Below are 16731 nucleotides of genomic sequence, written 5' to 3'. Positions count from 1 at the left end.
CTTGTAGTAATTGCTTTTCACTCTTGAGCGATATGCCCAGGCAGGCAGGAGCCACCAGAAAGTTTTGCAGCTCATAATTGCGGAGGAAAATTCATGCCAGTATTTATTGAAGTCAAAAACTTAACCGTAGATTTCGACGGTCACAAAGCCCTGAAAAATGTAAGCTTAAGCATTAACGAAGGGGAAATCGTTGGAGTTCTGGGAAAAAGCGGGTCCGGGAAAACGATCCTGATGCACGTACTGCGCGGTACAGAATCTTTTGAAAACATTTCAGGTGAAGTAATTTATCATCTTGCCCGCTGCCCGAAATGCGGATACATAGAGCGCCCCAGTAAAACAGGCCAGAGATGCCCGGTATGTGGAGAAACGCTGGAAGCTTTCGAAGCGGATTTCGTAAAACTTTCCCTTTACGACCCGGTAAGGAAAGATACTGCCAAGCGTATAGCTATCATGCTTCAGCGCACCTTTGCCCTTTATGGAGATGAAAGAGTTCTCGTAAACGTCATAAACTCCCTGAATGAGATTGGGTATACGGGAAAAGACTCCATGAGAAAAGCGGTCGAACTGCTGGAAGAAGTAAACCTGAGTCACCGCATGATGCACGTTGCAAGGGAGCTTTCAGGCGGAGAAAAACAGAGAGTTGTGCTTGCAAGGCAGCTTGTAAGAAATCCCCTGCTCCTGTTAGCCGACGAGCCCACAGGCACCCTTGACCCCATGACTGCAAGGCTGGTCCATGATGCTATGATCAGGGCAGTGAAGAACTATAATATGAGCATGATCCTGACTTCTCACTGGCCTGAAGTTATTGAACAGATGGCAGATAAGGCTATCCTGCTTGAAAATGGGGAAGTCGTCCAGGAAGGGGATCCGCTTGAGGTTTCTGCGATTTTCATGCAAAGTGTGTCCATGGTAAAGCAGGAAAAAAATGTAATGGTTGGGGAACCTATAATCAGGGTAAGGAACCTTTCAAAGCGTTATATCTCGGTTGACCGTGGCGTGGTAAGAGCTGTAGATGATATCTCTTTTGATGTAAATGAAGGAGAAATCTTCGGGCTAGTCGGGGTGAGCGGAGCAGGCAAAACCACAACCTCAAAGATTCTTATGGGAATTTTACCGCCCACATCCGGGGAAGTTGAAGTTCGCGTGGGAGACGAATGGGTTGACATGACAAAGCTGGGAGTGGAAAATAAAGGAAGGGCAACCAAGTATATGGGATTTTTGCACCAGGAATATGGTCTCTACACTCACAGTTCCGTAATCGATAACCTTACCGAGTCTATCAGCCTTGACCTGCCTTTCGAACTGGGAGTCAGGAAAGCCGTAATCACACTCAAGGCTGCAGGCTTTGAGGAAAACAAGGCAAAAGCTATTTTACCCAAAATGACTGATGAACTGAGTGAAGGGGAGCGGCATAGGATTGCACTTGCACAGGTCCTGATCAAAGAACCGAGAATCGTCATTATGGACGAACCGACAGGGACTATGGACCCGATTACCAAGGTATCGGTGACGAATTCCATCCTGAAAGCCAGAGAAGAGATCGGGGAAACGTTTGTTGTCGTTTCTCACGATATCGATTTCGTAAACGAAATCTGTGACCGTGTAGCACTTATGCGTGACGGGAAGATTGTAGACATAGGTCAGCCGAAGAATATCCTATCTCAGCTCACTGAAGAAGAAAGGATCAAAGCTGCAGAAGAAATATAAATATGCTGCCACCTCTTAGTATTGAAAAATACTAAAATGAGGTGCCGATTACGAGTAATGAGATCAGCGTAGAGGTGAATGGGCAAAAATATACCTTACCTGCAGGCTCTACCCTTGGAGATGCCCTTAAAGTTTCCAGAGCCCCTTACATGGAAGGTACAGCGATCGGAATTCTGAAAGAGACCGCTGAGGAAAAGACAGGAATAATCACCGAATACGCTATCAATACTCCCAGAGGAGAATTCAGGATAGAAATAAAAGATCCTGAATCACCTTCAGGAAAATTATGGGCTGAGCATTTTAAAGAGTACGAAGGGAAACCTGTTCACTGGGCAAGCCCTGAAGCTCTGGCTTTTGGACCCTTTGAAGCCGAAATTAAACCTTCGCGTGAGACAAGGGGGTTTGAAGCGTTTGAGGTGATGTTTGGAGCAGGAGGGTTTGATCCCCGTAACACTCATCTTATCTTTTCACTGAAAAGACATACTGCTGAGTATGGGACTCCTGAAGACGGAATTTTTGCAGAAGTTGTGACCGGAAGAAAAATTTTGTTCAGGCTTTCAAGAGAGGATACAATTCTCAGTATTGAGCCAATTATAGAATGGGAGCAACTCTTAGAAAAGACCTGCACAACTGATCTTTCTATTCCGCTTGAAGATGGAAACGGAATATTTACTTATTTTGAGGTAGAGCTTTCCAGAAATGCTCCCCGAGGGGCAGAACATTTTTATGCCCTGACCCGTGAAGGAACTCTTACTGTAGATGTTACTACCAGTTCATTTATTTCGGACGATGGCCTGAAAGGAGAAACTGTTCCTTACGAAAATTTTGAGCCGAAAAGAGAAGGGGCGATCTCTGTCCGAACAGTCGGATATGGGCTGGGCAGAACATACATTTCAAGAGAGGAGCGGCCTTCGAGCCTTGTGCATTCGGTTGTAGGGCAGGTAACAAAAGGCATCGAGCTGATCAAGCTCGCAGAAGAAGGGCAGAAACTCTCGGTTGAAAGCCTTCCTCCCCAGCTAGTTCTTCTGGGGCATAGCTTTGATGAAGTTGAGCCCGTACTTTCTTCCATAGGGGTTGAACTCGTAAAGGACGGGTACACCGGAGAGGATGCAATAATTGTCAGGCAGGACCCGCCGACAACTCTGGAAATTCTTGGAGAAGCAAAAGTGACTGCGTATGCAGTATCCAGAGCAAAACTAATTGAAATCGAACTTTATCCTGAAAAAGCCCCCAAATCTGTGGATTTCTTCCGGCATGCCCTTGAACTTAAGATAAAAACTGTCGGAAAACTGCCTGTTTATATGATATACGACGACACCTACCTTTTTAAAACCGAAAAGGAAGTCGTCAAGTATAAGGAAATCCTTCCGGAAAACATACCCACGGATACAGTATTCGGAGGAGAAATAGGAATTACAAATCAGGCGGCAAAGAGAATGGGGACTATAGGAGTAAGAATTGGAGATGATGAGCTTTTCGGCCCCACCGGAGAAAGATTTTCCTCAACTAATATTGTCGGCCGGATAATAAATCCTGAAAAACTCCTCGGTATCAAAGAAGGAGATGCGATATACGTAACTGAAATTGTGCGCAAGTAAACTTAAAAATATAAGTAGTGAAACAATTGGATAAGTACTGAGGCGTACATAATAAAGATAATATATAAAAGAAGTAATATACGTGAGTGCAGTAATAAATAAGTAGCCGTAATAAGTACCAGCCTAATAAATAACTCAAAAGTTAATAAATAACTCAAGCAAAAAATCGGCTTGTCGGTATCAGGTTAAAACCTGGCTGATATATAAGTCAACTCATTATGATACAGCCGCTTTAATGGATTCAAACACTTGAACGAATTCAGATTTATTGATTTATCGCAGGTGAAGTCTCCCGGGGCTAAGGAGAGACGAAAGATGACGGAAACGAAAAAAGAAGAGATTACGAAATACATTGTAATCAGTTCGGATGAAGTGCTGCCTTCAGATGCAGCTATGAAAATCTACGAGTCAGAGTTCCCGGTTACGGTAAAGGAGACATGTTTTGGACTTATCGTATCAGGAGCTAAAGATGATGTCGAGATCGTTGTCGACAGAATCAGGCAACTGGATAAAAATCATATTTTCGTAAAGGATAGGGGATTCCCTCCAGGAGATGAGAGGCGCTGCCGTGCAAGCAGGGGTGGAGGTCCGCGGCCTGGGTTCCATTTTTTGAGGGAAGAAGTGAAGATGCTTCCTGCAATAGGGGCTGCACTTGACGAACTGGAAACAAAGGAACATGTAAAAGAAAAATGCAAAACGAAATGCAGGCTTAAAACTTCGGACCTGGAAAAAATTATTGAAGAAGAGCTTGCGAGGTGAGTTTTTTGGCAAAGGTTTTCATTTACCCTCTAAATAGTCTTATTCTGGCGGACCTGGTTGAACGTTTCGGGCACAAACCCCTTACCATGATGAGCCAGATACGAGAAAAAGTTACAAATATCAGCCTGGATTCCCCCCCTGTAAATATTACTCCCGAAGACCCTAAATTAGGTCTTAAATACGCTGCAATTGAAGTGCCGGCTGGAGTAAGGGGGAGGATGGCGCTGATAGGTCCCCTTATAGAACAGACCGAAGCTGCAATTATAGTTGAAAACCCACCTACGAACTTTGGATGTGTGGGTTGTAACCGCACAAATGAGCTGACGAAGTATCTGATACGCTCAAAAGGTGTCCCTTTACTTGAGGTAAAGTATCCTGAGTCTGACGAAGAGGCCCACGATTTCGTAAACAAAATCGCAGAATTTCTGGAATCACTACCTAAGGAAAAGCCTGAAGAAGAGGAAAAGGCGAAAGAGGGAGAATCGGTAGAAAAGGAGGACGAAAAATGAGCGCTGAAGAATCTGCACTTGTCAAAATTGCGCTGGTATCCTGCGGCTCTGAGTATTCCGGGGTTCAGCCCGAATTTGAAGAGGCCGCAGCCAAAGTAAATGCAAAATTTGTTTTCCCTGAGATTGATGTTGCGTCCATAGATACTATAGGTAGAGATTTCGGGCTTGAGGTTGCGAGCGGAGATCTCAGGCTTATGATGGCCAGAGCAAAGGCTGTCGTTGAAGGCACGACCAATGTGGATGGAGTTTTTATTACCACTTGCTTCCGCTGTGCAGAAGGAGCTATTGTACGAAATGAAGTCAGAAGGTACATCCATAAGCACTCCAGAATCCCGGTAATCAGTTATTCATTTACCGAAAGCACCACTGCAGGTACCCTTCTCACTCGCCTGGAAGCCCTGACTACCATTGTCAGACGCAGGCACCTCCTTACAAGGGAGGTTCAGACGGGGCTAACTGCGGGAATAGATTCAGGGTCAACAACTACAAAAGCCGTGATAATGAGGGACAATAAAATAATAGGCAAAGGCTGGGTGCCCACAACGAAAGTCCTTGAAAGTGCTGAAGAGGCATACTCTATTGCCCTGAAAGAAGCCGGGGTCTCCAGGGAAGAGATTCAGGCTCTGGGTACGACCGGATACGGGCGCTTCCTTATCGGGAACCACTTAAAAGCTCAGCTTATCCAGGAAGAAATAACCGTCAACTCAAAAGGAGCGGTCTATCTCGCAGGCAGGCAGAAGGGCCCTGCAACCGTTATTGATATAGGCGGTATGGACAATAAGGCGATCTCGGTTGAGGATGGAATTCCCGGAATGTTTACAATGGGTGGGATCTGTGCAGGCGCCTCAGGACGCTTCTTTGAGATGATCTCAAAACGTCTTGGTGTGGACATTACCGAACTCGGAGCCCTGGCAGTCAAAGGGATGCACGAAAAGGTATCCATGAATAGCTATTGTATAGTTTTCGGGATCCAGTCCCTTGTAAATTCCCTTGCCAAAGGAGCTACCCCTGAAGATGTGGCGGCTGCGGCTTGTTATAGTGTGGTAGAGCAGATCTATGAGCAGCAGTTGCAGGAAGTGGATGTAAAAGAACCGCTGATTCTCGTGGGCGGATCTTCCCTGATTGAAGGGGTTCCAAAAGCCCTCGGAAAACTTCTCAAGATCGATGTCCTCGTGCCCGAAAACTCCCACCTGATAGGAGCAGTAGGAGCAGCTTTGCTTGCTTCAGGCTTTGTGGAGGAGTGAGGAAAAGATGGATTCGCTTGAGATTTTTGCTGTTGAGTCCGCAATCGCTTCGGAACAGGAATTTTACAGGAAAATTATCGAGGACAACCTTGCAAGTCTCAAGCTTGCCCCGGCAATAGGGAGAATAAAGGTAGTACTGAAACCTGAAGATTCACTCTTTCAGATGGCAATTATCCTGAGGGATGTAGGCACCAGGGTTACAACGATTGATATTGCCGACGTGGAAGCAAAACCGGTTGCCGGTGAGATAATAATTTCGATCAGGAAAGAGCAATATATTCCAGAGTTACTGGGAAAACTCTGGGAACGTTACGGGAAAGCGAATATCAGCCAGCCGGACCGCTGGACTGTAGCCATAAGTACGGATAAGCCAGAGGAAGAAGCGATTTTTCTTAAAGATATGATGGTCGCAGACCCAAGGCACAGACTTCACGAAAACCTTGTTGATTTCGCAATCCGTGTCACTCCCGAGGGTTTCAGGGTTCGGTACCACCTATATAAAGGTAACCAATTTATTTTCGTAGCGTCCGAGGAAGCGTTAAAACGTGAATGGATCGAAGAAGCAGGGATAATGCTCGAAGAATTGATGAAAGGAGGGAAAACGTAAGATGGCTGTACTCCGACCCTATCTTTATACAGGCGGTGTCCACAAGCATGGGCTTTTAATCGAGCTGCTGGAAGACCTGGGAGGTTACATAATCCAGAAAGTGGTTACAGGGACTGAAGTCAACCTTATAATGCTTATTCCTGAAAAAGATATCCAGATAGTAAAACAGCAATCTGACGAACTGCTTGGGATTCTGATAGAAGCTCCCCTGACCGGAGTTGAGATCGCAGTTGTTTCTCCAACCCTTGCCTCTCATCACCTTCCGCATTCAGCCTGTGATATAGCAGAGTATCTCCGCCACCCCGGGGCCAACACAAACATGGTAGGACTTGCAAGAGGAATGGGGCGTAGAGTGTCTCTATCTATGGATTATGAAAGAAAGCTGATTAATGAACATGATATTGCGGTTTTCACATTCGGTTCATTCAGCGACTGCATTATAAACAAAAAGCCAAAACTCTTTGAAGGCATAGAGATACCGATCGTGGTTACAGGCGGGCCGGACCTGAAAACTGAGGAAGTCCCCGGGGCAGACCTGTATGTTGGGAATATCGGGAGAACTTCCCACAGATTAAGGAAAACAGAGGAGGTTAGCGCCCTTGATAAACTCAATGAAGAGGTTGGGAAAATTGCTGACAATATTCGTAAACAGCAGGCAAAAGACCCCCTCGCAGTGCTTCCTGCCAGAGTTATGAAGGAGATCGAAAACCAGGTTCCGGAAATCCGAACAGTACTTTCACCTGCCCCACTTACCCTCCAGCTTAACGGGCTCAGGGTCAAGCTGCCTTATGATGAGTTTCACGAAAAACTTGAAAAACTGGAGTTTGATGAAGGAGTTACGCTTTCCGAGCTTGCAAATATTTCGAGATCAAAAATGAAAAATTATATATTGATAAAAATCAAATCTAAGTCTGACGTTGGTTTTGCAATTTGATCCGGATTCTGTTGCGTTAAGAGTTGTCAGCTTTACATTTTTACTGGATTCGTGCCCTTTCACTTATCCTTTTAAACTGTAGAGCCTGACCCGGAAAACGGTGACTGAACCCTTTTTCCACGTTAATCTATGCTGGTGGTTTCGTATGGAACTTGAGGATATTGTGGAAATTTTGAAAAAGGACCCTGAGAGAGCTGTTCCTGAACTCCTTGAGGATGTCCGGAATCAGTATGGCGAAGTTCCTTATATAATGAACTTTATGAAGGATCTTCCTGAGATTTTCATTCCGAAAACACTTTATGATAACTCCATAATGAGGGAATTCAAGAACCTTGACCCGGAAACAGTGGAACTTATTTCTATAGGTGTAGCTTCTGCCCTTCGCTGTGAGCATTGCCTGAAAATGCACATCAGAATTGCAAAAAGAAGAGGGATAAAGAAAGAAAAAATATTCTATGCCATTATGATAGGAGCATCCATTTCCAATGCTGCCGTGCTTGCCGAAAGTACAAGAGCACTTGCATCCGAGTTTCCGGGTGACGGAAGTGAGGTAGAGGACGAAAACGAAAAAAACTGCAGGGATCCAAACTGTGAGATATGTGACATCTCCAGAGCAACTCTTAAGTAAATAGAGAGATCCAGTAAATATGTCAATTCGAGTTTTGTGGATTTTGTAAATTCAACTCATCAGGACCTTTTTAATTTTGTAAAAGTAATTCCCTGACTAAACTTGACCAAAGTTACTGTCTGATAGTATCTCCATTAACAGTTATCTGTCAGTACTTATCCGTCAATAAATATCCGTCAACAATTATCCGTTAACGTAACCAGGCTTTTGCAGTGAATTTTATGAGAATATATTCGAGAAACATGTGGAATATATGCGGGATATATTCAGGAGATCGATACTGTTACGTCAGGATTCCAGGTCAAATAACATTTATTATGGAGGCAGATTTATATAAATAAAAAAAGTATGTACGGAATTAGACTGTTCTTTGTGCTGTTACTGATAGTTTCTGTTTTACCCACTGTCTCGGCCACGTCCGAAGGGAATCCAGAAAAGATTCTGGAATATCCGTGGGATCATTCCCCTATCACTGTATATATAGATGACAGCAACGTGCCCGAACATTACAGCCCTACCTATTATACGCAAATCGAAAAGGCTATGGAATACTGGGAGGAGGGAGGAAACGGAGACCTTGAATTCACGCCTGTTTTCGAGCTTGTGGATTCGAAAGAGGCTGATATCAGAGTGAAATGGGTCGAAAATCTGGAGAACGTCGAAGGGGCTCCTTCAGGCGTTGCTGGCTATGCAAGCCCCAGGGTATCAGATGGGCGATTTGTAAGGGTGGATATAGTGCTTGAGGTAGGGAACTACAAGGGGAAAGCCTGGCGCCAGTATGGGGATGCAACAATGCTCTCTATTTCAAAACATGAATTCGGGCACGCCCTTGGCCTGGGGCACAGCAGCGACAGGCGAGACATCATGTATCCCGAGTACGAGCTGAGAGACAACATAAATCCTCTCCTCCTGAGCAAATACGGGCCCTTACTGCGCGTGGCAGGTTTTGCAGCTCTGGCGGTTCTCCTGTATCTTGGGGTAAGCTGGCAGCACAGCAGGAAAAAAAGGAAAATACTTGAGGATGAGTACTTCAAGTAAAAATTTGTATGAATTAACCTCAGAGTAAATCCGGATTAAATAGGTAACTCTGGAGGTTCTTTATTTTCTGTAGCGAACCTTTTAAAGAATTCTTTGAAATGACCAGGGAGATCATTCATTTCCAGAATACTATCAAGAGGGCTCCATACATATTCCATATGTTCATGGCTCAACTTTACATCGGCGATAACATATCCTCCATCATATATTATGGCAATCACCTTTTTTTCCGGAAGCTCAAAGGTGGCATATCCTGCGATATCTCCAGGAACAATTGAAATCCCGGTTTCCTCCCAGACCTCCCGCACAACGGCTTCTTCAAGGGGTTCCCCACGGGTCAGCTTTCCACCTGGAAAGTCCCATTTTCCAGGATTGCTGTGAGAGTTTTCCGACCGCCTGAGGAGCAGAAATTCACTTTTCTCGTTCCGGAGAACGGCATATACAGAAACGATGTAAGGTTTCTCCAGATTCATATAATAATATTTGAGATTTCCCTGTCTTAAAGGCTGGCTCTTTCAGGATTTTCAGGATATAATCTCTTTTTAGAACTGATTTTAAAACTAATAAAAATTTCAGAGGGAATGAATACCGAGGTTATTTTCAAACTAATAAAACGAACATATTCATCTCTTTTAAAATACCTATGGGAATTCCGAATTTTATTTATTGCTTTAAATTATTAGCCTAAAATATTCGATGTTAACTTAAATAGGAAAATATATATATTCTATAATACTGATATTTTTTTAGAATGGAAAGAAGTAAATATCCATTCTTTCAATCTGGTTTCCTGGAACCAGTGAAAAAGCTGGGACTTTTTTTGACCTTTTTTTTGAATGTCACAGTCATAAATAGGCTCCAGAATTCAGCGCCTGCAGTAGATTAAAAGGCTAAGTTTGAAGGTTGTGATTGCAGTTCTAAAAGGCTTTTAGAGTGGAGGCTGCAAGTTTCGTACACCTGGATAGTTGTAAGAAACTCTTCCTGCAAATTTAGAACTCAATGCGTAAAACGAATATACCGGATTCTGGAACAGATTCAAACCAGGGGTAAAAATCCTTTCTGGATTAAGGGGTAAGTTAGATGAAAATTAATAACAGAACGGTAATTTGTTTTGGAGTGTTTCTTGTTCTATTTTTGATGACCATAGGGAGCGCATCTGCAGGTTCGGAAAGTAACTCAGTTATCTACGAAGACCGGATAGTCTGGCAGGATGATAGTAATGGAAATTGGGATATTCAAATGTACAATATTTCCACTTCCACTAAGATTCAGATTACAAACAATGAAGCAGATCAGCAAAATCCTGACATCTACGGGAACAGGATTGTTTGGCAGGATTCCCGTAATGGAGGAGACAGAAGTTACTGGTGGAGTCTTTCTGGGAACTGGAATATTTACATGTATGATATTTCCACTCAGAAAGAAACTCAAATCACCAAGAATGAATCAATACAAATCAATCCTGCTATTTATGGTGATAAAATCGTTTGGCAGGATTTCCGTAACGAAAACTGGGATATCTATATGTACGATCTCTCCACTTCTACAGAGACCCAGATAACCCATAATTCCTCAGATCAGACTTCACCTGATATTTACGAAGACAAAATAATCTGGGTTGAAGAAGCAAAGATCCACATGTATAACCTCACCACTTCCGAGGAAACCCGAGTCTCACAGGGTCCTGGCTGGACACTCGATTTTGACAGCGATCCTTCTATTTATAAAGATAAGATTGTCTGTTCAGCTGAGACAACTTCTACTAATTATGTAATCAAAGTATATGACCTCACTAATTCTACCGAAAACGTGATCAGTGACTATATTGACTATTCATCTTCGCCGGATATCTATGAAGATAAGATAGTGTGGATAGATAACCGTAATATGATTGACATTGGTCAATGGAACTATGATATTTTCATGTACAATCTCTCCACTTCCAAGGAAACTCAGATTACTACAAATAAATCAAATCAGATGAATCCTGCTATATACGGAAACACAATAGTCTGGACAGATGAGCGGAATGCTGAGACTTACAATGATATGTCGGAAATCTATATGTACGACCTTTCAACTTCAAAAGAGATCCAGATCACTACCGTTGGAGAAGAACAGCTGGCACAGGGTACGGAAACCCGGATTACCACTAATGAAGGAGAGCAGGAATGTCCTGCTATCTATGGGGACAGGATAGTCTGGAGGGATTGGCGCAATGGAAACCAGCATGACTTCGAAAACGGAGATATCTACATGTATAATATCCCAGCTTCTACGGAAACTCAAATAACTGCTAATAAGTCATGCCAGGTGAATCCGAATACCTATGGGGATAGAGTGGTATGGGCAGATGACCGTAATGGAAACTGGGACATCTATATGTATGAGCCTTCCACATCCAGAGAGACTCAGATCACTACCAATAAATCAGATCAGTGGGACCCTGCTATCTACGGAGATAGGATAGTATGGTTAGATCAGCGCAACGGATACCCAAACAACGATATTTACATGTATGATCTTTCAACTCACGAGGAAACTCAAATCACCACCGATGGATCAAATCAGCAGTCACCTAAAATCTACGGGAATAGAATAATATGGGATGATTGGCGCAACGGTGACGATTATAACAGAAACTGCGATGTTTATATGTACGATATTTCTACTTCCAGGGAAATCCAGATCACTACCGATAAATCATTTCAGGGAGAGTCCGCTATTTATGGAGACAGTATAACGTGGACGGATGAGCGTAATGGAACAATAGAAATTCAGATATATGATCTTTCCACTTTCAAGGAAACTATAATACCCATAAAAGGGGAAAAAGAAGGCGGTTCTGCTATCTACGGGGATAGAATTGTCTGGCATGAGAATAAAAAGCTCGATACAGGAGGATGGGGATGGGGAGATATTTACATGTACAATCTCTCTACTGACACTGAAACTACAATCAGCACCAGCGGATCTGCAATTCGCCCTGCAATCTACGGGAACAGAATTGTGTGGGAAGATAGTCGTAATGGAAATCCCGATATCTACATGTTTACTCTTGCTTCGGATGAAGTGCCGCCTCCGGATGGCAATGATACAGAAACGGATACGGATACAGATAACGAATCCCAGATTCCTGACAACAACACCGCTAACGGAGATGACACCGGAGAGATAATGGTACTGAAGTCCCTGACAATAACTCCTGTAATGGAGATGACACAGGAATAGATAATGGCACCGGGATTCCGGATAATGAATCCGATACAGGAACAGACAATGGTACAGACAACGAATCCCAGGTTCCAGACAACTGTTCTTCTGAGTTAACTCCTCTTGACAGGATGCAGGCTCTCAAGGGATATGTGGAATGTACGTACAAATGCCACGTGAAGACAAAAACAGGTCTGGCTACCCTGCTGGATACCTCAATGTGCCACTATGAAAAGTGTGACAACACTAAAGCCGTTTCCATGCTTAGATCTTTCATTCATCTTGCAGAGAAAATGAAGGTATGTAAGCAGATTTCGGCTGATGAAGCGGATTACATGGTAAGGGAAGCAAAGAAAATTATTGACCAGATAGAGGCGAATTAAGGGCGAAAGTTAAGTTTTAGCCATAAGAAGGTGATAAAGAAAAACAGTGACCTTCTGTATAACCCATCATTTTTTCTTTTTTGATTTAATCATATGTTTACTACGTTTACGGGTCTAATTATCATTAAGTCAAGGTTGTGCCCCCAAGTTATTGAACAGGGACCCTGAAAGTTCACAATTCCGGTCTTCCGAGGGTAACTTATTCTTGAACAAATCTTCTCAATTTAGAAGATTGCTGTCCAAAACTGCAGTGTAACATCCCCTGCAAGTTACAGTAATTCCATTGAAAGAAGATATAAATTAGAAGCATAGAAAAAAGCAGACTAAAAAGCACAATTAAAAAGCAGAATTAAAAAGCAGAACTAAAAATCAGAACAGGGAAAGAGAGTAGAGGACTCAATATGGCTGGCTGGACAGGAAAAACAGTATATGTAGACCTTAGTTCCCAAATGGTAAATACCGTCAGGACTGAGGAAAGTTTAATAAGAAAGTATCTGGGCGGCAGGGGGCTTGGGGTGAAATTGCTCTCCGAGCTTGCAAATGCTTATATTGACCCTCTTGGGCCGGAAAATCCCCTGATTTTTACTTCCGGGCCTATTTCGGGGCTTGCTCCGATGGCTTCAGGAGCGGCCCTTACATCAAAATCACCGCTGACAGGCACAATATTTAGCTGGAACATGGGTGGGAGCTTCGGGAGAGAACTCAAGAAAGCCGGGATTGACGCCCTGATCATTACCGGAAAGGCAGAAAGACCTTCATATGTAGAGGTTGGGGAAGGAAACATTGAAGTCGTGCCCGCAGAGCAGCTCTGGGGAAAAAATGTCAGAGCCTGTACTGAAGCCCTTGGGAAAAAAGGCAGCTTAGCCTGCATTGGCAGAGCAGGAGAAAAAAAAGTTCTTATCTCTTCCTTTGTTATTGATTCCATTCACAGCGGAAGAGGAGGTTTAGGTGCGGTTGCCGGCTCAAAAATGCTCAAAGCCGTGACTGTGAAAGGGGAAAAGGAACTCTTGCCTTCTGATCCCAGGAGATTCAAAGAGCTTGAAACAAAAGTATTGAAGCTTTTTGATGCAAGCCCTGTACTGTCAAAAGGACTTGCAAATTATGGCACATCTGCGCTTGTAAAATTGCTGGACTATATGAATCTTATCCCTACCAGGAACTTTTCCGGAAGAGGAACTTCTTTTGCAGATGCGCTTTCAGGAGAGCATATCAAATCCGCTTTCGAGCTTGAAAAAGAGAGCTGTCCTGGCTGTCCCCTTGGATGCAAGAAAAGGGTTAAAGAAACAGGGCAGATTGTGCCTGATTATGACTCCCTCTGGGCTTTCGGGTTTAACCTGGAGAATTCTGACCTGAAGTCGGTGTTCAAGGCTGACAGTATATGCAAAGATTACGGGCTTGATCCGATCTCAGCAGGTTCCGTACTTGGTGCGTGCTCAGAACTCAAACCAGGAATAATCGAAGTTAACAGGCTGGAACCTCTGCTTATGGATATTGCAGAAAGCTCAGAAGCTGGGAAAAGAGGAAAACCCGGAAACGGAGCCAGAAAATATCTTTCAGGCCTTGGTAGAGAAAGTTTGAGCATGGATGTAAAGGGGCTTGAACTCGGAGGTTTCGATCCGCGAGGAATCAGGGGACAGGCGCTGGCTTATGCTACATCCAGCCACGGCGGAGACTACTTTACTGCTTTCATGGTGGGGCCCGAGGTACTTGGAAAGCCTGTGAGTCTCGACCGCCTGAGCCTTAAAGGAAAAGCGGGAATCCTCCAGGTCTTTGAAAACCTGACTGCCGTACTGGACTCTTTTGTGTTCTGTCCCTTCTCGGGTTTTGTCCTTAATGAAGAACTCGGTTCGGCTTTCCTGCTTTCGGCCGCAGGCATAGAGATGCCGCCGGGGGAACTTCTGAAAATAGGAGAAAGAATCTATAATCTGGAGAAAGTTTATAACCTTAAAGCAGGATTTGCCCGTAAAGACGACACCCTTCCGGAAAGGCTATTCGAAATCGAGGAAAATGAAGGATACGGGCTTTCCAGGCAGGAATTTGAAGCAGCACTTCAGGAGTATTACCACTACCGCGGCTGGGATGAGGAAGGCGTGCCCAGACCGGAGAAGTTGAAGGAGCTTGGGCTCAACTTTTAAAGAGAAAGCCGTAAGGTAGTGAAGGCGGCGAAAAAGTGAAGAATCAAATCCGAAAACGCCTCTCAAGGGAAGAAAAAAGTTTTCAGTGATGTTTACTGTGCCTCAAGCTTTACGGAAATAGAAATCTTGTAGAGTAAAGAATTTTCTCTCTGAAAATCAGCATTTTTAATCCAATATTGATTTTAAGCCACGGATTTTTGCGGATCTTTCGGGAGTTTTCCCAGGAAGCTGGTCCAAAGACGCAGAATCTCGCATAAACGTTATATAGTCAAGGATAATTAATCGTATTAGTTCTCGACCTGTGGATGGATTCTGCAGGCACCCCAAGCTCAGAATATTTTCCAGTATTTCCATGCAGGACATTAGGCAATGTATGGACGGAATAAGAGACAGGCTTAAAGATCAGGAAAGCCTTCTTATACTACTTTACCGGAGCCGCAGAAATTTTTCCGGCAAATCCTGAATGGCGTTTACAGCTTATTATAAACATCCTAAAAACGTAAGGGAGAATCGTTATGAAACAGCAGGTAGAAGTAAAAGAACTTAAAGAAGGGAAATATGTAATTATTGATGACGAAGCATGCGTCATAAAGAGCATTACCAAATCCAAGCCGGGAAAACACGGAGCTGCAAAGGCGAGAGTAGAAGCTATCGGCCTCTTTGACGGCCAGAAGCGCTCCTTTATAGGCTCAGTTGCAACCAAAGTATATGTCCCGATTGTGGAAAGAAAGTCTGCGCAGGTAATTTCGATTACCGGCGATATTGCCCAGCTCATGGACATGGGAGACTTCTCAACCTTTGAGATCGTAATTCCTGAGGAATACAAGGATAAGGTCAAAGAGGGCGAAGAAATTTCTTACATTACGGCCCTTGGCAAGGTAAAGCTCGATATACGGACATAAACTTCCTAGACTGAAGCGAAACTCAGGTAAGAGCCTGAGCCATTCTTTTTTTAATAATATAATTATATAGGTTAAATTATGTTTTTGCCCAATTCCTTTATAGATGCCCTTGCAGACTATGAGTCTGCACATTATGTTATCTTCGGTGTGCCTTTTGACAACACCTCTTCTTACAGGGCAGGCAGCCGCTGGGCGCCGGACGCCATGCGACAGGTCTCTGCGAATTTTGAGAGTTACAATCCGACTTTCGATATAGATCTTGTGGACCTTCCGATCTATGATGCCGGAAACCTGGAAACTTCAGCCTCGGTTGACGAGACCCTGCAAAGCCTTTACGAAGCTACAAAAGACCTCCTGAAAGATGGAAAGCTTCCCATTATGCTTGGAGGGGAGCATTCCCTGACCTTCGCTATGGCAAAGGCATGTGCCGAACTCGCAGGAGAGGATTTCGGAGTCCTTATTCTGGATGCTCATTTTGACCTCAGGGAAGAGTACAGGGGTTTTAAACATAACCATGCGTGCGTGTCCCGAAATATTCTCAATCAGGTTACAGAGAATCTGGTCTCCATAGGCATAAGGAGCGGCCCTGAAGAAGAATGGGTCTTTGCTAGGGAAAATAACCTGAAGTATTATACAGCCGATGACGTGGAATCCACAGGTATGGTAGAAGTCCTTAAAGAAGCCCTCGAGTGGCTTGACTGCAGCCAGCTATACCTTTCTCTTGATATGGACGCCATAGACCCGGCTTTTGCCCCCGGCCTTGGCACGCCTGAACCTTTCGGCCTGAGTGCGCGTGATGTAAGGACTGCAATAAGGACGCTTGCTCCTTTCTCAATGGCTTTTGACATTGTAGAAATTGCCCCTGAATATGATTCCGGGCAAACGGCCATGCTCGGGGCAAAACTGATGAGGGAGTTTATCGCTTCCCATGCAAAAAGCTGCAGGAAAGCATAAGCTACGGAAACAGAAGAATGACCCGTATATTACAAAACTCTCAACTGACAGAAGAGTCTAAAAGCCTTTTGCGACTCAAAAACTGGTGGAAAAGGAGGAACTTCTTACTTCCAGACTTTT

General features: G+C 44.0%; 15 protein-coding genes. 14 read left to right on the top strand and 1 reads right to left on the bottom strand.

The features are described from left to right. Positions 1-93: 93 nt before the first annotated feature. From atwA to ACPK8D_RS03110, 9 genes are all read left to right on the top strand, one after another. The gene (gene atwA / locus ACPK8D_RS03150; protein ID WP_424716390.1) at positions 94-1707 is read left to right on the top strand and encodes a methyl coenzyme M reductase system, component A2; all 1614 of its coding nucleotides are present in this window, start codon (positions 94-96) and stop codon (positions 1705-1707) included. A gap of 41 nt (positions 1708-1748) precedes the next feature. Next, the gene (gene mmp3 / locus ACPK8D_RS03145) at positions 1749-3305 is read left to right on the top strand and encodes a methyl-coenzyme M reductase-associated protein Mmp3 (protein WP_424716389.1); all 1557 of its coding nucleotides are present in this window, start codon (positions 1749-1751) and stop codon (positions 3303-3305) included. Positions 3306-3620: 315 nt separating this feature from the next. Beyond that, on the top strand, positions 3621-4064 hold the full coding sequence (locus tag ACPK8D_RS03140) for a methanogenesis marker 6 protein (RefSeq protein WP_424716388.1): 444 nt from the start codon (positions 3621-3623) through the stop codon (positions 4062-4064). Between the two features lie 5 nt (positions 4065-4069). Next, positions 4070-4573 (top strand): methanogenesis marker 5 protein, encoded by a 504-nt coding sequence (locus tag ACPK8D_RS03135; RefSeq protein ID WP_424716387.1) that lies wholly within the window; start codon positions 4070-4072, stop codon positions 4571-4573. Then, positions 4570-5817, top strand: coding sequence for a methanogenesis marker 15 protein (locus ACPK8D_RS03130; RefSeq protein ID WP_424716386.1), 1248 nt, complete (start codon positions 4570-4572; stop codon positions 5815-5817). Before ACPK8D_RS03135 ends, ACPK8D_RS03130 begins: the two co-directional genes overlap by 4 nt. 7 nt (positions 5818-5824) lie before the next feature. Continuing rightward, the gene (locus ACPK8D_RS03125; protein ID WP_424716385.1) at positions 5825-6424 is read left to right on the top strand and encodes a methanogenesis marker 17 protein; all 600 of its coding nucleotides are present in this window, start codon (positions 5825-5827) and stop codon (positions 6422-6424) included. Position 6425: 1 nt separating this feature from the next. Beyond that, positions 6426-7358, top strand: a complete 933-nt coding sequence (locus tag ACPK8D_RS03120; protein WP_424716384.1) for a methanogenesis marker 7 protein — start codon at positions 6426-6428, stop codon at positions 7356-7358. Positions 7359-7503: 145 nt separating this feature from the next. Beyond that, on the top strand, positions 7504-7986 hold the full coding sequence (locus tag ACPK8D_RS03115; RefSeq protein ID WP_424716383.1) for a carboxymuconolactone decarboxylase family protein: 483 nt from the start codon (positions 7504-7506) through the stop codon (positions 7984-7986). A 348-nt stretch (positions 7987-8334) separates the two neighbouring features. Continuing rightward, positions 8335-9024 (top strand): matrixin family metalloprotease, encoded by a 690-nt coding sequence (locus ACPK8D_RS03110; protein WP_424716382.1) that lies wholly within the window; start codon positions 8335-8337, stop codon positions 9022-9024. 35 nt (positions 9025-9059) lie between these two features. Here ACPK8D_RS03110 and ACPK8D_RS03105 read toward each other — a convergent pair whose 3' ends face one another. Next, positions 9060-9497: an NUDIX hydrolase gene (locus tag ACPK8D_RS03105; protein ID WP_424716381.1), complete on the bottom strand. Its 438-nt coding sequence runs from the start codon at positions 9495-9497 to the stop codon at positions 9060-9062. 607 nt (positions 9498-10104) lie between these two features. On the opposite strand from ACPK8D_RS03105, the gene ACPK8D_RS03100 reads away from it, so the two are divergent. From ACPK8D_RS03100 to speB, 5 genes are all read left to right on the top strand, one after another. Next, positions 10105-12255, top strand: coding sequence for a TolB family protein (locus ACPK8D_RS03100; RefSeq protein ID WP_424716380.1), 2151 nt, complete (start codon positions 10105-10107; stop codon positions 12253-12255). 113 nt (positions 12256-12368) lie between these two features. Beyond that, a complete protein-coding gene (locus ACPK8D_RS03095; protein WP_424716379.1) occupies positions 12369-12620 on the top strand; it encodes a hypothetical protein in 252 nt (83 codons plus the stop codon). 401 nt (positions 12621-13021) lie between these two features. After that, complete coding sequence (locus ACPK8D_RS03090) at positions 13022-14755, top strand: aldehyde ferredoxin oxidoreductase family protein (protein WP_424716378.1); 1734 nt, start codon at positions 13022-13024, stop codon at positions 14753-14755. A 515-nt stretch (positions 14756-15270) separates the two neighbouring features. Then, positions 15271-15657, top strand: a complete 387-nt coding sequence (locus ACPK8D_RS03085) for a translation initiation factor IF-5A (RefSeq protein ID WP_128506096.1) — start codon at positions 15271-15273, stop codon at positions 15655-15657. A gap of 78 nt (positions 15658-15735) precedes the next feature. Then, positions 15736-16611, top strand: a complete 876-nt coding sequence (gene speB / locus ACPK8D_RS03080; RefSeq protein ID WP_424716377.1) for an agmatinase — start codon at positions 15736-15738, stop codon at positions 16609-16611. The last annotated feature ends 120 nt before the right edge of the window (positions 16612-16731 follow it).

Source organism: Methanosarcina sp. (assembly GCF_049706645.1).
Taxonomy (GTDB): Archaea; Halobacteriota; Methanosarcinia; order Methanosarcinales; family Methanosarcinaceae; genus Methanosarcina.
This window is presented reverse-complemented; position numbering and strand designations above follow the sequence as displayed.